Consider the following 17,723-nt stretch of genomic DNA (forward strand, 5'->3'; position numbering starts at 1 on the left):
GACGACAGGGAGGCAGTCATGAACCGCCAGACATCGACCCGCACCATGCAGCAGGGCGCAACGCCCGTGGGCACCCATGAGGGCTACATGCCCGGTTTCGGCAACGATTTCGAGACCGAGGCGCTGCCCGGCGCGCTGCCGCAAGGCATGAACTCGCCACAGAAATGCAATTACGGCCTTTACGGCGAGCAGCTGACCGGCACGGCGTTCACCGCGCCAAGCCACCAGAACGAGCGGACCTGGTGCTACCGCATCCGCCCGTCGGTCAAACACTCGCACCGCTACGAAAAGATCGATCTGCCCTATTGGAAATCGGCGCCGAACATCGATCCCGATGTGATCAGCCTTGGCCAGTATCGCTGGAATCCGGTGCCGCACAGCGGCGAAGCGCTGACATTCGTCAGCGGCATGCGGACCATGACGACGGCCGGCGACGTCAACACCCAGGTCGGCATGGCAACGCACATCTATCTCGCCACCCAATCGATGGTGGACGACTATTTCTTCTCGGCCGATTCCGAGCTTCTGGTCGTGCCGCAGGAAGGCCGGCTGCGCTTTTGCACCGAGCTTGGCATCATAGACATCGAGCCCAAGGAGATCGCCATCATCCCGCGCGGCCTGGTCTACCGCGTCGAGGTGCTGGAAGGACCGGCGCGCGGCTTTGTCTGCGAGAATTACGGCCAGAAGTTCGAGCTGCCGGGCAGGGGGCCGATCGGCGCCAATTGCATGGCCAACCGGCGCGACTTCAAGACGCCGATTGCCGCGTTCGAGGATCGGGAAGTGCCGTCGACGCTGACCGTGAAATGGTGCGGCCAGTTCCACCGCACCCAGATCGGCCAGTCGCCGCTCGATGTCGTGGCCTGGCACGGCAATTACGCGCCCTGCAAATACGACCTGCGCAACTATTGTCCGGTCGGCGCGATCCTGTTCGACCACCCCGATCCGTCGATCTTCACGGTGCTGACCGCGCCGTCCGGCCAGCCGGGCACCGCCAACATCGATTTCGTCCTCTTCCGCGAACGCTGGATGGTGATGGAAGATACGTTCCGCCCGCCCTGGTATCACAAGAACATCATGAGCGAGCTGATGGGCAACATTTACGGCCAGTATGACGCCAAGCCCGAGGGCTTCGTGCCGGGCGGCGTGTCGCTTCACAACATGATGCTGCCGCACGGGCCGGACAAGAACGCCTTTGAAGGCGCGTCCAATGCCGACCTGAAGCCCGAAAAGCTCGACAACACGATGAGCTTCATGTTCGAGACGCGCTTCCCGCAGCATCTGACGGCCTTCGCCGCCAAGGAAGCGCCCCTGCAGGACGACTATATCGACTGCTGGACCGACCTTGAAAAGAAATTCGACGGCACGCCGGGCAAGAAGTAGGCTGCTGCCGTCATGATCGATATCATCAAGACTCTTTCTGTCGATCCGGTCGGCGGTTATCGGCTTCAGGTGCGCTTTTCGAACGGCCGGGAAGGCATCTGCGATCTTTCCGGAATGGTCGGGCAGGACAGGCCGATGCTGAAGCCGCTCGCCGATCCGGAGTTCTTCGCCCGCGCCTTTGTCCAGACGGGTACGATCGCATGGCCGAACGGCTTCGACATCGACGCCATCGCGCTGCATGACGAGATGCTGAAATCAGGCCAGTTGGAGCCGGCGCTCGGCGGCGCATGAGATTAAACAAAAAAGTTGGGACACCATGAAACTTGCCACCATCAAGGACGGCACGCGGGACGGGCGCCTCGTCGTCGTCTCGGACGATCTGACGCAATGCTCCGATGTCGGCCACATCGCCCGCACACTGCAGGCCGCGCTCGACGATTGGGCAACGGTTGCGCCGCGGCTTGAGCGGGTCGCCGAAGGCATTGCCGGCGGCTGGCAGCCGGTGCAGCGCTTCCACGAGCATGAATGCGAAAGTCCGTTGCCGCGCGCTTACCAATGGGCGGACGGCTCGGCCTACGTCAATCACGTCGAACTGGTCCGCAAGGCGCGGGGCGCCGAGATGCCGGACAGCTTCTGGCACGATCCGCTCATGTATCAGGGCGGCTCTGACGCCTTTATCGGCCCGCGCGCGCCGATCCGTTTTCCGAGCGACGCCACCGAGTGGGGCATCGACATGGAAGGCGAGGTGGCGGTGATCACCGGCGACGTGCCGATGGGTGCGAGCCGGGACGAGGGGCTCGACGCCATTCGCCTTGTCATGCTGGTCAACGACGTGTCGCTGCGCGGCCTGATCCCCGGCGAACTGGCCAAGGGCTTCGGCTTCTTCCAGTCCAAGCCCGCCAGCGCCTTTTCGCCCTGCGCCGTCACGCCCGATCAGTTGGGCGACGCCTTCAAGGACGGAAAGCTGCATTTGCCGCTCGAGGTCGACCTGAACGGCCAGCCTTTCGGCCGGGCGGAAGCGGGGGAAGACATGGTTTTCGACTTCGGCACGCTGATCGCCCACGCCGCCAAGACACGGGCGCTCGCCGCCGGCACGATCATCGGCTCGGGCACGGTCTCCAACAAGGACCCGGACGGCTCGCCCGGCCGGCCCGTCTCGGATGGCGGCAAGGGCTATTCCTGCATCGCCGAAATCCGGATGATCGAGACGATCAATGACGGCGCGCCCAGGACACCGTTCATGGGCAATGGCGACACGGTGCGCATCGACATGAAGGATGCGTCCGGCCACTCCATCTTCGGCGCCATCGACCAGACCGTGGAGCTTGGCTGATGACCGGCCCCGGCGCGGCCTTGGCGGAAATGAGCGACGGCACGGCGATAGCCGCCGGTTTCTCGCTGACACCGCCGCCGCCCGGCTTCATCGACGATCCGTTCCCGGTCTATCGGGCTCTGCGTGAGAACGCGCCGGTCAAGCGGATCGGCGACAATGCCTGGTTCCTGACCCGCCACGCCGATCTGGCGCGTGTCTACAAGGACACGACGCTCTTTTCATCCGACAAGAAGGCCGAGTTTGCGCCCAAGTTCGGCGACGGCTATCTGTTCCGCCACCACACGACGAGTCTCGTCTTCAACGATCCGCCGCTGCATACGCGCGTCCGCCGCATCCTGGCCGGTGCGCTCACCCCGCGCGCCGTTCAGGCGCTGGAACCGGATGTCATCGCGCTGGTCGACCGGTTGCTCGATGAGATGGAGAAGACGGGCGGCACCGTCGACCTGATCGAGGATTTCGCCGCCGCGATCCCGGTTGAAGTCATCGGCAATCTGCTCGACGTCCCCCATGACGAGCGCGGCCCCTTGCGCGACTGGTCGTTGGCGATCCTGGGCGCGCTGGAGCCGGCGCTCACGCAAGAGCAGTTTCAAGCCGGCGAAGACGCCGTGCGCGATTTCCTCGCCTATCTGGAAACGCTGGTCGCGCGGCGCCGCGCCAATCCCGGCGACCCCGATCGCGACATGCTGACCCGGCTTCTGGCCGGAGAACCCGATGGCGGGCGCCTCAGCGAAGAGGAACTGCTGCAGAACTGCGTCTTCATCCTCAATGCCGGCCATGAAACCACAACCAACCTGATCGGCAACGCGCTGGAACTGCTCGACCGGTTTCCCGACGAGCGGGCGCGGCTTCTGGCGGACCCGGGCCTTGTGCCGTCGGCGGTCGAGGAAGCGCTGCGTTTTGAAAGCTCCAACCAGCTCGGCAACCGGCGCACCGCTGTGCCCGTCGAGATCGGCGGGGTTCAACTGCCCGAAGGCAGCAGCCTGACGCTGTGCATCGGCGCCGCCAACCGCGATCCCGCCGTGTTTGACGATCCGGAGCGCTTCGATATCGGCCGCAAGCCCAACCGGCACTTTGCGTTCGCCTCCGGGCCGCATCAGTGCATCGGCATGGCCGTGGCGCGCCTTGAAGGCCGCATCGCCATCGAACGTTTCCTGTCGCGCTTCCCGCGCTATCGGCTCGACGGATCGCCGGTCCGCTCGCAGCGCATCCGCTTTCGCGGCTTCACCTCCATTCCCGCACGCCTTGAAAGGTAGACCATGACCAAGCAATTCGCCTCCGCCGGCGACATGACCGAAAAAGAAATCTCCTTCTCCGAGATCGGCCGCGACCTGTGGGCCTTCACCGCCGAGGGCGATCCGAATTCGGGCATCATCATCGGCGACGAGAGCGTCATGGTGATCGAGGCGCAGGCGACGCCGCAGCTGGCCCGCAAGGTGATCGAGCGCGTCCGCGCCGTCACCGACAAGCCGATCAGCCATCTGGTGTTGACCCATTATCACGCCGTGCGCGTGCTCGGCGCCTCGGCCTACGAAGCGCCGCAGGTGATCATGTCGGACACCGCCCGCGCCATGGTTGCCGAGCGCGGCGCCGAGGACTGGGCCAGCGAATTCGAGCGCTTTCCGCGCCTGTTCGACGGCCATGGCGAGATCCCGGGCCTGACCTGGCCGACCACCACCTTTTCCGACCGCATGACCGTCTATCTGGGCAATCGCCGGGTCGATCTGATGAAGCTCGGTCGCGCCCACACCGCCGGCGATATCGTCGTCCATGTGCCCGATGAAAATGTGATGTTCACCGGCGACATCGTCGAATACCACTCGGCCTGCTATTGCGGCGATGGTCACTTCAAAGACTGGCCGCAAACCCTTGAGAAGATTCGCGCCTTCGATCTCGCCGCCATTGCGCCAGGCCGGGGCGACGCGCTGGTCGGCACCGACATGGTCAATGCGGCGCTGACCAATACGGCCGACTTTGTCCGCTCGACTTACGATCCCGTCGCCAGGGTCGCCGCACGCGGCGGTTCGCTCAAGGAGGCATGGGACGCCTGCCGTGCCGCCTGCGATCCGAAGTTCGCCGATTACGCGATCTATGAGCACTGCCTGCCGTTCAACGTCGCCCGTGCTTTTGACGAAGCGCAGGGCATCGACACGCCGCGCATCTGGACGGCTGCGCGCGACAAGGACATGTGGAACGCCCTGCAGGGCTGATCCGGGCAGGGAACAGCAACGATGAACAAGGTCTTCGAAATCCCGCTCTATCCCTATGCGCGTGTCGCCGATCAGGATGCGGAAACGCCCGTGTGCCACAGCGTGATCGTCATCGGCGCCGGCCCGGTCGGCCTGGCGGCGGCGATCGATCTGGCACAGGCCGGCCACGAAGTCGTCGTGCTCGACGACAATGACAAGGTAAGCTGGGGCAGCCGCGCGGTCTGCTATGCCAAGCGGCCGCTCGAAATCCTCGACCGGCTCGGCTGCGGCCAACCGATGGTCGACAAGGGGGTGGTCTGGAACCGTGGCCGCGTCTTCTATGACGAGCGCCAAGTCTATGACTTCGACCTGCTGCCCGAGGAGGGCCACCGCCGGCCGGCCTTCATCAATCTGCAGCAATATTATTTCGAGCAACATCTTGTCGACCGCGCGCGGGCGCTGGAAGCCGACGGCGCCCCGATCGAATTGCGCGGCGGCAACAAGGTGGCGTCGATCGATGCGTCCGATGACGGCGTGACGCTGACGGTCGAGACGCCCGACGGCCCCTATACCGTGCAGGCCGACTGGGTGATCGCCTGCGACGGCGCGGCGTCTCCGATCCGCGCGATGATGGGGCTCGATTTTGTCGGCCGTGTCTTCGAGGACAATTTCCTGATCGCCGACGTCGTGATGGAGGCGGGCTTTCCCACAGAGCGCTGGTTCTGGTTCGATCCGCCCTTCAACCGCGGCCAGTCCGCGCTGTTGCACAAGCAGCCCGACAATGTCTGGCGAATCGACCTGCAGCTTGGCTGGGACATCGACAAGGATGAGGAGAAAAAGCCCGAAAACGTCATCCCGCGCCTCAAGGCGATGCTCGGCGAGGATGCGCAGTTCGAACTGGAATGGGTGTCGATCTACACTTTCCAGTGCCGGCGCATGGAAAAGTTCCGCCATGGCCGGGTGCTGTTTGCGGGCGATGCGGCGCACCAAGTGTCTCCGTTCGGCGCGCGCGGCGCCAATTCCGGCCTTCAGGACACCGACAATCTGTGCTGGAAGCTGGGCCTTGTCATGGACGGCAAGGCGCCTGAAAGCCTGCTCGACAGCTATGATGAGGAGCGCATTCAGGGCGCTGACGAGAACATTCTCAATTCCACCCGCTCGACCGATTTCATCACCCCGAAATCGGACATGAGCCGCATCTTCCGCAACGCGGTGTTGGACCTGTCCGAGCACTATGCCTTCGCCCGACCTCTGGTGAACTCCGGCCGGCTGTCGGTGCCCTGCGTCTATGACGGCTCGCCGCTCAATACCCCGGACGCATTGGAAGGCGGGCCGGACCGTTCACGGCCCGGTGCGCCATGCCCCGACGCGCCGCTTGGCAACGGGTTTCTTCTGGATCGGCTCGGCGGCCGCTTCACGCTGCTGACGATCGACGCGGACGCGCCCGAGACGGTCGAAACGGGTGGTATCGCGGCAACGCGCCTGGCGCTGTCGGCGGCCGCGGATCGGTCCGGAGCCTTGTCCGACCGCTATCTCGGTTCGGCGCCCGGCGCCGTCTATCTCATCCGGCCGGACCAGCATGTCGCCGCGCGTTGGCCGTCCTACGACGCGGCGGCGGTCGAGGCGGCGATCGACCGCGCCACGGGGAGGGCATGAGCATGGGCGAACTCAACACCGAACCGGCAATCGATGCGCCCGACGATCTCTATGCCGAACTGCTGGCGATGCATGAGGGCCTTTCGAAAGAAGAAAGCGACGCGGCCAATGCGAGGCTGATCCTGATCCTGATGAACCAGATCGCCGACCGCGAGGTGCTGGGCCAGGCCATGGCCGCCGCCCGCACGCCCGGGACCGTTTGACCGCCGGACGATTGCCGCGCAACGGCGCTGCAATTGTCGGAAGCGAAGGTGGCATACTGCTCAAGACGCGGTTCGATGTGGCTCGAACCGGCCTGCATTAAGCGTGTCAGCGCTCCCAACTGGACAAATGGCTCAATCTGTCATAGGCCAGACGGCGCCGGCTGGAACGCCCGGGCACCGTGTGCGGATGACGGGCCGACGAGGCGGCAAGTGAACAGTCGGCGCACGTGCTGTTTCATCTTCTCGATGGCAGCGGCGAGCGCGTGATTGGTGACCCCGGGGCTTCGGAGGGTCGGAACTTGGCCGGAATGAACCGCAGTAAATGGACGGATCCCGCCGGCTGGCCGCGCTGGCTGAAGAAGGCGCTGGTCCTTGGCGCCGACGCCCTGCTGATCCCGGTCAGCCTCTACATGGCCTTCGCGCTGCGCATCGGCACGTTGATGCCGCATCAGTATGCGCAATTGTCGCCGACCTATTTTGCGATCACGTTTGTCGTCGGTATCGCCGTCCTGTGGGCGATGCGGCTCCATCGCCTGAAACTGCATGCGTTCGACATGCATGCGGTTGCGCGGATCGGCGCCTATGCGGCCACGCTGACTTTCCTTGCCATTTCGGTCAGTTACTTTTTCGACCTCTGGGCACCGCGTTCGGTGCCGCTGATCTTTGGCGCGGTATATTTTCTCAATGCCGTGGCGATCCGCATGATCGTGCTCTCTGGTATCACGCAGATCAACCGTGCTGTCGGCAGTCGCGTGCCCGTGGCCATCTATGGTGCGGGTGCGGCGGGAACCCAACTGGCCAATGCGCTGCGCCAGTCTCGCGAGTTGAGGCCGGCCATTTTCGTTGATGACAATCCGGCATTGCATGGCATCATTATCGGTGGCGTCCGCGTCGGGCGCCCGGACGAACTCGATAAATTGGCGCGCGCCGGACAGATCGAGCAGGTCCTGATCGCCATTCCTTCCATGACCATCGGCCAGCGGGAAAGGCTGACCAAGACCCTTGAGACGCTGCCCTGCGAGGTGCAGTCCATACCCTCCTATGTCGATCTGGTCTCGGGCAAGAGCTGGGTCGACGATCTGCGCCCGGTCTCGCCCGACGAACTGCTCGAGCGCGAAAAAGTCGATCTGGACATTCCTGAAGTGGCCAAGGCCTATGCCGGGCGTTCCGTGATGGTGACCGGCGCGGGCGGTTCGATCGGATCGGAACTCTGCCGGCAGCTCATCGATTGTCGCCCCAGCCGTATCGTTCTGTTCGAGCGCAGCGAGTTCGCCCTTTACGAAATCGAGCGGACACTGCGCCCGTCCGCCGAGCAGGCGGGCATCGCTTTGGTGGCGACGCTGGGCTCGGTGATCGACCGCCCGTCGGTCGATGCGGTGATCGAGACCGAAAAGGTCGACATCATCCTGCACGCGGCTGCCTACAAGCATGTCCCGCTGGTCGAGAGCAACGAACTGGAGGGCGTTCGGAACAATGTCCTTGGAACGCGAACCGTTGCCGAGGCCGCGCGTGACGCACGGATCGAGCGCTTCATCCTGGTATCGACCGACAAGGCCGTGCGTCCCACCAACATCATGGGCGCGACCAAGAGGCTGGCGGAACTGATCGTCCAGGACATTCAGGGCCGCGGTGCCGTCACGCGATTCTCGATGGTCCGCTTCGGCAATGTTCTGGGCTCATCGGGATCGGTTGTGCCGCTCTTTCAACAGCAGATCCGCCGCGGCGGACCGGTCACCGTCACCCATGCGGACGTCACACGCTACTTCATGACAATCCCCGAAGCGGCCCGTCTTGTCCTGCTCGCCGGCGCCTATTCGGAAGGCGGCGACCTGTTCGTGCTCGATATGGGATCGCCGGTGAAGATCGTCGATCTCGCCCGCCGGATGATCGGCCTGGCCAACCGCACGGTGCGCGACGAGGCCAACCCCGACGGTGACATCGAAATCGTCTTCACCGGTTTGCGGCCGGGCGAAAAGCTCTTCGAGGAGTTGCTGATCGACGACGACAGTCTGATTCACACGCCGCATGAGAAGATCCTGAGAGCGCAAGAGGCCGGCCTCTCGGAGATCGAGATCGCTGCAATGACCAGGCAAGTCGATGCGGCTCTTGCAACCCGCGATCGCGATGCCGTTCGCCAGATCGTCTGCCGCTTCGTCGATGGTTACACCGCCAAGGATGAACCGCTTGCCGCCGGTTCCATCCATGGCACGACGGCTTGAGGCGTGTTTTCCCACGGTTACGACCGCATCGCTGTGAGAGCGGGACGACCCGGTTCCACGTCTGCCCCGGCCGCTGCTATGCGGCTTGACGGCGTCGCGCCGTAGCCGTCTCTCCTGCGAGCAAGACGAACCCGACGGCCATCAGGTGGACGAACAAGGCATCGTGAATGTCGTGACCCAGCATCAGGTTGGAAGTCCCGTTCAGCCCATAAACGGTGAGGATGGACAGGATGAGAACGACCCCGTAACGCCTCGCCGGGTCCTGACGGTGGTGCCAGCACCAGTAAAGCGGCACAAGCAGCATCGCCAGCATGGCCGATATCTCAACGAGTCCGCCGAAGGCCGCAGCGGTCGCAAGTGCGTTGTGGAAGTGCGAAAACTGAAGAGTTTCACCAACAAGGTTCCGGCTGCAGGCTGCCATAAACTCGTACGCATCGGCCCGGCCCATGCCAAACAACGGCGATTCCAGAAACCCCTCGTAGGCGCAGGTCAGGAGCGCAATTCTCTGGCCCAGCGAGTTGGTGGCGGATGGTGCGAAGCCGGACAGGTCTATCATCTGAAAGAGCTGCGACAGCCGCCAGTAGAGCACAAGCCCGCCGACGGGCATCAGGACCAGGATCATTGTGCCAATCGTCCAGACGGCGCCGCGGCGGCGAAGCAGCGTCTTGGCATCTCCCGACAGAAAGATGATCAGTAGGGGCAGTAGCAACAACGCAGGATACAGCGTTCTCATGCCCGTCAACATGAGAGCCAGTGCGGCCAGCACGCTGGCGACAAGAAAAATCGCTCTGCGTCGTGTCTTTGCCGAACGGACAGCCGCCATAAGGCACACGGTCAAGAGGAGCGCGCATGTCGTTGCAAATGGACCTGGATTTCCGGGAGCGCCGCTCGCCCTAAAATAGTATGTCTCGTACGGTCGTAGAGACCATTGGATGAGCGCCCATGTGGCGACGCCGGCAGCACCGATCGCTGCACCGATCTCAAGGCTTTCTCTCAGTTGCTCCTTGTTGAGCAGTGCGATCTGCAGATAGAGCGGCAGGAAACCGATAAACAACAGACGCTCCACCGCGAGTGGGTAGTTGCCGGCATCTCCGGGGTTGGTGACGATTATCAGCAGGCCGCTGGCATAGTAGGCCAGTCCAGCTACGGCCATGGTCACGATCTCTGGCGCAGGTTCGTCCCTTAACCTCCCGGCCACCAGCTTGAGCGCCGAAAAGATAACCGCACTGGTGACCAGCACGGAGTATAAAGACCCGCCGAATCCGAGCGCTCCGTACAGAAGCACCATGTAAGAGCGATTAAGGCGATCGTTGGAGAGCATGCCGCGCCGCGAAACCAAACTTGAAACGAACGCGAGACTCTTCTGGACCGCGTCCGTCGTCTGATAGCTGATTGTGGTCGAAACGCAACGAGCCGGGCAGCTCACGGCGCAAGATGATCGTGTGGGCCGGCGATAGTGGTACGCATGGCCGGCCTCCGTTTCCAGGCGAGCCGAACGTGTGCCAGCGATCAGCAGGCGGAACCGTTGCCAGACCAACAAGACTGGGCCGTACGAACGGGTTGCAATTTGGAGGGTCAACGAATAGGGGCTTGGCTGCTTACTCGCCACCGCACTTCTTTCGATTGTGGACGATTGGTGCCCGAGATGTGAGGCGATGTAAAGCAGCCGGCCGGTGGGACGTTTCTCGAACTCTGTAGCAACGCTCGTTCCGTTGGCCCTTTGTTGTGGATCAGACTCGCGGACCGCGGCAGGCGGATTTCGGGCAGCGGAGTTGGCCCGTCAATCTAGTCGCCAAGGGAGAGGATCGAAATAGGAAGATGGACTTTGAACGCAGCGTTCATGACCGGACAGCGACGGTCGGTATCCTCGGCCTCGGCTATGTCGGCATCCCCCTTGCTCTATCAATAGGCAGATGCGGACTGCCGGTGATCGGCTTTGACATCGCCCAGAAGCGTGTCGATGAACTGAACCGCGCCAAGAGCCCGATCAAGCACATTGCCGACAGCGAGATCGCCCAGATCCGCGAGGCTGGCTTTGTTGCCACCAGCGACTTCGGCCGAGCAGCCGAGTGCGATGCGTTGATCATTTGCGTGCCAACACCCTTGAATGAGTATCGAGAGCCCGACCTCAGCTTCGTCGAAGCCACCATGGCTTCGATCGCGCCGCACCTGCGCAAGGGCCAGCTCATCTCTCTCGAAAGCACGACCTGGCCCGGCACGACGGACGAGGTGCTGCGGCCATACGTCGAGCAGGCCGGGCTGACCCCGGGCGAGGACGTCTTTCTGGTCTATTCCCCGGAGCGGGAAGACCCGGGCAATGCGCATTTCACCACCGCGACGATCCCGAAAGTCGTGGGCGGCCTGACCCCCGCTTGCCTGGAGGCGGGCAAAGCCCTGTACGGGGCGTTCATCGACACCGTCGTACCGGTGAGCTCGACGGCGGCCTCCGAGATGGTCAAGCTTCTCGAGAACATTCACCGCGCCGTAAACATCGGTCTCGTCAACGAGATGAAGGTGGTGGCCGATGCGATGGGCCTTGACATCTTCGAGGTCATCGACGCGGCCAAGACCAAGCCGTTCGGTTTCACAGCCTATTATCCCGGCCCGGGGATCGGCGGCCACTGCATACCGATCGACCCGTTCTACCTGACATGGAAGGCGCGTGAGTTCGGCCTGCATACCCGCTTCATCGAGTTGGCTGGCGAGATCAATGCCGGCATGCCCAAATATGTTGTCGACAAGGTCGTTCGGGCGCTCAACGAGCGCGGCAAGCCGCTCCAGGGCGCCAAGGTGCTTGTTCTGGGCATCGCCTACAAGCGCAACGTCGATGACATGCGCGAGAGCCCGTCCGTCTTTGTGATGGAGCTGCTGCGGGATTGGGGCGCCGAGATCAGTTACAGCGATCCGCACGTGCCGGTCTTTCCGCCCATGCGGGAACACGCCTTCGATCTCGCATCGGTCGACCTGACGCCGGAGACCATCACGGATCATGACGTTGTCATGCTGCTGACAGATCACGATGCCTTTGACTATGAGATGGTGCGCCGGCACGCCGCTCTACTTGTCGATACGCGAGGCAGGTTCCGCGACGAAGCGGACATTGTCAGGGCTTAGGGAGTGAAAGACATGTCAGCCAGGTATGCCCTGATCGGCGCCGCCGGCTACATCGCGCCGCGCCACATGAAGGCAATTCGCGACACCGGCGGGGATCTGGCGTTGGCCTTCGATGTCAATGACAGCGTCGGCATCATGGATTCGCATTTTCCTGATGCTGAGTTCTTCACAGAGGTCGAGCGGTTTTTTTTCAGCCTGCAAAGGGCACAGGCCACCGATGCCGGCATCGCATATACGGCGATCTGCTCGCCCAACTATCTGCACAAGGCGCATGTCAATCTGGCGTTGCACGCCGGCACCGATGCGATCTGCGAAAAGCCGCTCGTCCTTTATCCGGCCGACCTTGACGAATTGGCCAAGGTCGAGCGTGAAACCGGGCGCCGGGTGTTCTCGATCCTGCAATTGCGGCTCCACCCTGCGATCATTGCGCTGCGCGACAAGGTGGCTGCCGGCGATCCGGATCGGGTCCACGATGTCGATCTGGGCTATTTCACTTCGCGAGGCGCCTGGTATCACGCCTCCTGGAAGGGCGTGCAGGACAAATCGGGCGGCATCGCCACCAATATCGGCATCCATTTCTACGACATGCTCGGCTTCGTCTTCGGCCGGTCAAAGATAAACGTCGTTCATCACCGGGCTGATGATTGCGCTGCCGGATATTTGGAGTTCGATCGGGCGCGCGTGCGATGGCTCCTGTCGACCAACCGCCACCATCTGCCGCCGCAGACCCCCAAGGGCCAAACCACGTACCGGTCGATCACCGTCGATGGCGAGGAGGTCGAGTTTTCCGGCGGGTTCACCGACCTGCATACGGCGAGCTATCAGCATGTCCTCGATGGCGGCGGGTACGGGCTGGCAGACGTCCGCCCGTCGATCGAGATCGTCGATCACATCCGAACCGCGCCAATCGAGCCGGGGAAGGGTGAGCAGCATCCGCGCCTGAGGGACATCGCCGGGCCATGATCGCTGACGATGTGTTCATCCATGAGAGCGCCTATGTGGACGACTTCGTTGAGATCGGGGCCGGGACGAAGATCTGGCACTTCGTGCATGTGCTGCCCCGCACCCGGATCGGTGAGCGCTGTATCCTGGGCCAGAACGTGATGGCCGGTCCGGACGTCGTGATTGGCGACGGATGCAAGATCCAGAACAATGTCGCACTCTACCGTGGCATCAGACTGGAACAGGACGTCTTCTGCGGGCCCTCCTGCGTCTTTACGAACGTTCTGACGCCGCGGGCCCACGTCGAGCGCAAGGACGAGTTCGTCGAAACGCCGGTCGGCCGCGGTGCCACCATTGGCGCCAATTCGACAGTGATCTGCGGTAACAGGCTTGGCGCCTATTGTATGGTTGCGGCAGGGGCCGTGGTCACCAAGGACGTTCCGGAACACGCGCTCGTTGCGGGCATTCCAGCCCGTCAGATCGGCTGGGTCAGCCGCAGCGGCGAACGGCTTGGTGACGATCTGGTCTGTCCCCGGACAGGTGAGCGGTATGAAGTCAGCGACGGCCGATTGCGGCTGGTCGGTGCGGAGGAACGGTGATGCAGTTCATCGATCTGGCGGCGCAGCAGGCGCACATGAAGGATGCGCTCGATCGGCGCATCCAGACCGTTTTGGCCCACGGCCGCTACATCATGGGGCCTGAGGTCGCCGAGCTTGAGCAGGCGCTTGCGCATTTCTGTGGCGCCAGGCATGCCATCACCTGTGCCAATGGCACCGACGCGCTCGAAATGGCGCTGGCGGCCCTGGGCGTGGCGCCGGGCGACGCGGTCTTCGTGCCGTCCTTCACGTTCGCCTCGACAGCCGAGGTCGTGCCCGGTACCGGGGCCGTCCCCTATTTCGTCGACGTTTCGGCAAGCACGTTCAACATCGATGTCCAAAGCCTCGATCGGACCATCGCCGCCGCCAAGCGCGACGGGCTGCGCGCTGCCGCCGTGATCCCGGTCGATCTGTTCGGGCTGCCGGCGGACTATGACGCGATTTCCGAGATTGCCTCTGCACACGGTTTGCATGTCCTCGCCGATGCGGCCCAGAGCTTTGGTGCATCCTACAAGGAACGCTCGGCTGGCACGTTGGGCGATCTGACGACGTCATCATTCTTCCCCGCCAAGCCCCTGGGTTGCTATGGTGATGGCGGCGTTGTCTTCACCGACAATGACGGTTGGGCCGAGCTGATTCGCAGCTACCGTGTACATGGCAAGGGCCGGGAGAAGTATGACAATGTCAGGCTGGGCCGAAACTCGCGGCTCGATACGCTCCAGGCCGCCATTCTCCTCGAAAAACTGGCGCACTTCCCCAAGGAGATCGATGCGCGCCAGCGCATCGCCGACATCTATACCGACGCGCTCGCCGAGACGGTGACCGTGCCGCGCGTACCCGACGCCTGCGGGTCGGTTTGGGCGCAATACACGCTACGACTGCAGAGCCGTGACCAGCGCGATACCGTTCGCGAGCGCCTCAAGGAAGACGGCATTCCCACCGAAGTCTACTACCCCAAGCCGCTGCACCGGCAAGGGGCGTTCAACGGCCATCGGGGCGATCCCGAAGGGCTCCCGGTGTCTGAAGAACTGTCCGAAACCGTGCTGGCGTTGCCGATGCATCCCTATTTGTCGAACGATGATCAGCAAAGGGTCATCGACGCGCTGAAATCGAGCCTCCCATGAAGATTTGCACGATTGTCGGGGCAAGGCCCCAATTCATCAAGGCGTCGGCCGTTTCCCGCGTCATCGACGCCACTGACGAGATCGAGGAAATCCTGGTCCACACGGGCCAGCACTACGACGCGAACATGTCCGACGTGTTCTTCGAGGAACTCAAGCTGCGCCGTCCGAACTACAATCTCGATATCGGCGGCGGGCCGCATGGCCAGATGACCGGGCAACAACTCATTCGCATCGAAGAGGTGCTGATCGACGAGCAGCCCGATGTGGTTCTCGTTTACGGCGACACCAATTCGACCCTTGCAGGCGCGCTCGCGGCGGCCAAGCTTCATGTGCCGGTCGCGCATGTCGAGGCGGGCCTTCGCTCTTTCAACCGGCGTATGCCGGAGGAAATCAACCGTATCCTGACCGATCATGTCAGCGAATGGCTGTTTGCACCCACACAGTTCGCGATGGACATGCTCGAGAATGAGGGGCTGGGCGACCGCAAGCTGCATCTGGTTGGTGACGTCATGTACGACGTCGCCCTGGAGATCGCTGCCTCGCGCGCCCAACGCAACAACCCAAGGGCTGTGCTGGGTCTGGACGACGCGCCGATGGTGCTGGCCACGATCCATCGCCAGGAAAACACTGACGATCCCGCGCGTTTGGAGGAAATTTTTGGCGCTCTGATTGAGCTCACCGATCGGTATACGGTCGTCATTCCGCTGCATCCGCGGCTGAAGGGTGCCCGCAAAGACACAATCGACGCGCTGAGCGGCGCGGCGCGTCTGCACTTCACCGATCCGCTCGGGTTCGGATTGCTCGCCGATCTTGTGGCGGATGCGGACCTCGTCGTGACCGATTCCGGCGGTTTGCAGAAAGAGGCCTTCTTTCACAGGACCAAGTGTGTGACCGTGCGTGACGAGACCGAATGGCAGGAACTGGTTGAAAACGGCTGGAACCGGCTGCCGACGAGCATTGCGCGACCGGCCATACTCGAAGCCGTCGAACTACAAATGGCCGCGAATCCCGCCGAGGGGTTCGAGCCCTATGGCGACGGCGCCTCGGCGAGGAAGATCGTTGGGCTCCTCACACAGGCCATCTGACGAACGGGGTCCGGAGGACGAACATGTGCGGCATCGGCGGAATGCTGTCTTCAAACGTCGATGATGACCCGGTTGCGGTCGTCGATCGGATCAACCTCGACCAGCGAATGCGCGGTCCGGACGCAGCGGTAAGCGAACTCATCGAGACCGGCCGGTATCGGTTGGCGCTGGGTCACACGCGTCTGTCGATCATCGATTTGTCGAGCGATGCGAACCAACCCATGACGGCCTGCGACGGTCGTTTCACGATCGTCTTCAACGGCGAAATCTATAACTACGTCGAACTGCGCGGCGAACTCGAAGGGGCGGGGCACCGGTTCGAAACGCGGTCCGACACCGAGGTTCTTATTGCCGCATTCAAGGCTTGGGGACTTGCGTGCCTCGATCGTCTTTGCGGCATGTTCGCCTTCGCCGTGCTTGACCGCGAGAAGGACACGCTGACGCTGGTAAGAGACCGGTTTGGCGTCAAGCCGCTCTACTGGTACAGCGACAACCGGCGACTGGCCTTTGCATCGACGCCCGGGGAACTCGCCCGCACTTTCGAGCTGAGCCCCGATCTCGAATATCTGGCGAAGGGGATACGCCTCAAATACTATGAGGACGATGGCGCTACATCGCCGTTTGTCGGGTTGCGCGCGCTTGAGCCGGGGTGCTGCCTGATCGTTGATCTGAACGCGCCCGCCATCGAGGCGAGCCCGAATCGCTACTATGATCTGGCCGAAGGTGTTGCCAGCCACATCGACGCGCTGTCATCGATCTCCCGCGGCGACGCTCTGGAATTGCTGGACGCCAAGCTTTGGGAGGCCACCCGGATCCGCCTGCGCTCGGATGTGCGCCTGGGTCTTTCGGTGAGCGGAGGTGTCGATTCGGCGCTGATCTCCAGTCTGATGAAACGTGGGGTCGACCGGCTGACGGGCTACAGCTTCGCCCATCCCGATGCCGCCGACAGCGAAGGTCCTCTGGTGAGCGAACTCGCCGGCATGGTCGGCTTTGAGCCGCACTACGTATGGCCGGAGGAAACCGACGGTATTGTCCCGCTGTTTGAACGGACCATGTCGGCCCAGGGAGCGCCCTTTCCGCATCCTAGTATGATGGCCCAGTTTGCAGTCTTTGAGGCGGCCCGGGCCGATGGCACGACAGTGATGCTGGGCGGGCAGGGCGGCGATGAAGGCTTCATGGGCTATCGCAAGTACTTCATGTTCTACGTCTCTGAGGCCTTGCGCCGGCGGTCGGCGGGATCGCTGCTGCATTCGGCGCGCGCGGTCGCTCCGGCGGTTCCGGCCATCATGAAGCGGTTGACCGTCTTCTGGGGCGAGCGCCATCGCTATCTCAAGGCGTCAGACGAGATCGAGACCATCCTCAGACTGCCTGAAACGAAGGGTGTGGCGACACCGGGGCTGGAAACCGGCAGTTCGGTACGGGACCGGCAGATCCTTGATGTCACCCGGTTTTCACTGCCGACCCTGCTGCGCTACGAGGATCGCAACTCGATGGGAAACTCCATCGAGAGCCGATTGCCGTTCATGGATCACCGTGTTCTCGAATACGGCATCGCGCTGCCGATCGTACACAAGCTGGGCAATGGTTTCGGCAAGGCGATCCTGCGCGACTATGGCGCCGGCAAGATCCCCGAGTCCATCCGGCTCAATCGCGACAAGCGCGGCTTCGACGTTCAGGCTCGCAAATGGATGGACAGCGGCCTTGGTGACCACATCCGGTCGCGGCTGCACGATGCGACGGACATCACGCGGGAATTCGTCGATCCGGCGACCGGTATTGACGAAGCGTTTTCGAACGAGGCGCTGGCAAGCAATGTGCGCCGCTTCACAGAGGCAACAACGCTCATCTGGTTGAGTGATCGCGCAGCGGCCTGATGCCGGGGCTC

15 protein-coding genes are annotated in these 17,723 nt (G+C 62.9%); 14 read left to right on the forward strand and 1 reads right to left on the reverse strand.

The annotated features are described in order from the left end of the window. Window positions 1-18: 18 nt before the first annotated feature. From hmgA to ACOQOU_RS17375, 8 genes are all read left to right on the forward strand, one after another. A complete protein-coding gene (hmgA, locus tag ACOQOU_RS17340) occupies window positions 19-1,380 on the forward strand; it encodes a homogentisate 1,2-dioxygenase (protein ID WP_306024837.1) in 1,362 nt (453 codons plus the stop codon). A 12-nt stretch (window positions 1,381-1,392) separates the two neighbouring features. Further along, window positions 1,393-1,671, forward strand: coding sequence for a DUF2442 domain-containing protein (locus ACOQOU_RS17345; protein WP_109769050.1), 279 nt, complete (start codon window positions 1,393-1,395; stop codon window positions 1,669-1,671). A 25-nt stretch (window positions 1,672-1,696) separates the two neighbouring features. Then, window positions 1,697-2,713, forward strand: a complete 1,017-nt coding sequence (locus ACOQOU_RS17350; RefSeq protein WP_306024838.1) for a fumarylacetoacetate hydrolase family protein — start codon at window positions 1,697-1,699, stop codon at window positions 2,711-2,713. Further along, entirely contained in the window at window positions 2,713-3,966 is a 1,254-nt protein-coding gene (locus ACOQOU_RS17355) for a cytochrome P450 (RefSeq protein ID WP_420578751.1), read from the forward strand. Before ACOQOU_RS17350 ends, ACOQOU_RS17355 begins: the two co-directional genes overlap by 1 nt. 3 nt (window positions 3,967-3,969) lie before the next feature. Then, window positions 3,970-4,920: an MBL fold metallo-hydrolase gene (locus ACOQOU_RS17360; RefSeq protein ID WP_306024839.1), complete on the forward strand. Its 951-nt coding sequence runs from the start codon at window positions 3,970-3,972 to the stop codon at window positions 4,918-4,920. A gap of 21 nt (window positions 4,921-4,941) precedes the next feature. After that, window positions 4,942-6,555 carry an FAD-dependent oxidoreductase gene (locus ACOQOU_RS17365; protein ID WP_306024840.1) on the forward strand — a complete coding sequence of 538 codons (1,614 nt, stop codon included), beginning with the start codon at window positions 4,942-4,944 and terminating at the stop codon, window positions 6,553-6,555. 2 nt (window positions 6,556-6,557) lie between these two features. After that, on the forward strand, window positions 6,558-6,758 hold the full coding sequence (locus ACOQOU_RS17370) for a DUF2783 domain-containing protein (RefSeq protein WP_306024841.1): 201 nt from the start codon (window positions 6,558-6,560) through the stop codon (window positions 6,756-6,758). A gap of 227 nt (window positions 6,759-6,985) precedes the next feature. After that, a complete protein-coding gene (locus ACOQOU_RS17375; protein ID WP_420578752.1) occupies window positions 6,986-8,977 on the forward strand; it encodes a polysaccharide biosynthesis protein in 1,992 nt (663 codons plus the stop codon). 76 nt (window positions 8,978-9,053) lie between these two features. On the opposite strand, the gene ACOQOU_RS17380 is transcribed toward ACOQOU_RS17375, so the two are convergent. Further along, window positions 9,054-10,298: an O-antigen ligase family protein gene (locus tag ACOQOU_RS17380; protein WP_306024843.1), complete on the reverse strand. Its 1,245-nt coding sequence runs from the start codon at window positions 10,296-10,298 to the stop codon at window positions 9,054-9,056. Between the two features lie 497 nt (window positions 10,299-10,795). On the opposite strand from ACOQOU_RS17380, the gene ACOQOU_RS17385 reads away from it, so the two are divergent. From ACOQOU_RS17385 to asnB, 6 genes are read left to right on the forward strand one after another with little or no spacing between them, the layout of a single operon-like run. After that, the gene (locus ACOQOU_RS17385; RefSeq protein WP_306024844.1) at window positions 10,796-12,091 is read left to right on the forward strand and encodes a nucleotide sugar dehydrogenase; all 1,296 of its coding nucleotides are present in this window, start codon (window positions 10,796-10,798) and stop codon (window positions 12,089-12,091) included. Between the two features lie 12 nt (window positions 12,092-12,103). Beyond that, window positions 12,104-13,054 (forward strand): Gfo/Idh/MocA family protein, encoded by a 951-nt coding sequence (locus ACOQOU_RS17390; RefSeq protein WP_306024845.1) that lies wholly within the window; start codon window positions 12,104-12,106, stop codon window positions 13,052-13,054. Further along, window positions 13,051-13,632 carry an acyltransferase gene (locus ACOQOU_RS17395; RefSeq protein ID WP_306024846.1) on the forward strand — a complete coding sequence of 194 codons (582 nt, stop codon included), beginning with the start codon at window positions 13,051-13,053 and terminating at the stop codon, window positions 13,630-13,632. The genes ACOQOU_RS17390 and ACOQOU_RS17395 overlap by 4 nt, the downstream gene beginning before the upstream one ends. Continuing rightward, window positions 13,632-14,753: a DegT/DnrJ/EryC1/StrS family aminotransferase gene (locus ACOQOU_RS17400; RefSeq protein ID WP_306024847.1), complete on the forward strand. Its 1,122-nt coding sequence runs from the start codon at window positions 13,632-13,634 to the stop codon at window positions 14,751-14,753. Before ACOQOU_RS17395 ends, ACOQOU_RS17400 begins: the two co-directional genes overlap by 1 nt. Then, window positions 14,750-15,838: a non-hydrolyzing UDP-N-acetylglucosamine 2-epimerase gene (wecB, locus tag ACOQOU_RS17405; protein WP_306024848.1), complete on the forward strand. Its 1,089-nt coding sequence runs from the start codon at window positions 14,750-14,752 to the stop codon at window positions 15,836-15,838. Before ACOQOU_RS17400 ends, wecB begins: the two co-directional genes overlap by 4 nt. Before the next feature lie 23 nt (window positions 15,839-15,861). Next, window positions 15,862-17,712 carry an asparagine synthase (glutamine-hydrolyzing) gene (asnB, locus tag ACOQOU_RS17410; RefSeq protein ID WP_306024849.1) on the forward strand — a complete coding sequence of 617 codons (1,851 nt, stop codon included), beginning with the start codon at window positions 15,862-15,864 and terminating at the stop codon, window positions 17,710-17,712. Window positions 17,713-17,723: the final 11 nt, after the last annotated feature.

This window comes from Oceaniradius stylonematis, from assembly GCF_965223445.1.
GTDB classification, from domain to species: Bacteria; Pseudomonadota; Alphaproteobacteria; order Rhizobiales; family Rhizobiaceae; genus Roseitalea; species Roseitalea stylonematis.

Coding starts and splice junctions, on each gene's coding strand:
- hmgA (WP_306024837.1), top strand. CDS start 19: ATGAACCGCCAGACATCGACCCGCACCATGCAGCAGGGCGCAACGCCC.
- ACOQOU_RS17345 (WP_109769050.1), top strand. CDS start 1,393: ATGATCGATATCATCAAGACTCTTTCTGTCGATCCGGTCGGCGGTTAT.
- ACOQOU_RS17350 (WP_306024838.1), top strand. CDS start 1,697: ATGAAACTTGCCACCATCAAGGACGGCACGCGGGACGGGCGCCTCGTC.
- ACOQOU_RS17355 (WP_420578751.1), top strand. CDS start 2,713: ATGACCGGCCCCGGCGCGGCCTTGGCGGAAATGAGCGACGGCACGGCG.
- ACOQOU_RS17360 (WP_306024839.1), top strand. CDS start 3,970: ATGACCAAGCAATTCGCCTCCGCCGGCGACATGACCGAAAAAGAAATC.
- ACOQOU_RS17365 (WP_306024840.1), top strand. CDS start 4,942: ATGAACAAGGTCTTCGAAATCCCGCTCTATCCCTATGCGCGTGTCGCC.
- ACOQOU_RS17370 (WP_306024841.1), top strand. CDS start 6,558: ATGGGCGAACTCAACACCGAACCGGCAATCGATGCGCCCGACGATCTC.
- ACOQOU_RS17380 (WP_306024843.1), bottom strand. CDS start 10,298: ATGCTCTCCAACGATCGCCTTAATCGCTCTTACATGGTGCTTCTGTAC.
- ACOQOU_RS17385 (WP_306024844.1), top strand. CDS start 10,796: ATGGACTTTGAACGCAGCGTTCATGACCGGACAGCGACGGTCGGTATC.
- ACOQOU_RS17390 (WP_306024845.1), top strand. CDS start 12,104: ATGTCAGCCAGGTATGCCCTGATCGGCGCCGCCGGCTACATCGCGCCG.
- ACOQOU_RS17395 (WP_306024846.1), top strand. CDS start 13,051: ATGATCGCTGACGATGTGTTCATCCATGAGAGCGCCTATGTGGACGAC.
- ACOQOU_RS17400 (WP_306024847.1), top strand. CDS start 13,632: ATGCAGTTCATCGATCTGGCGGCGCAGCAGGCGCACATGAAGGATGCG.
- wecB (WP_306024848.1), top strand. CDS start 14,750: ATGAAGATTTGCACGATTGTCGGGGCAAGGCCCCAATTCATCAAGGCG.
- asnB (WP_306024849.1), top strand. CDS start 15,862: ATGTGCGGCATCGGCGGAATGCTGTCTTCAAACGTCGATGATGACCCG.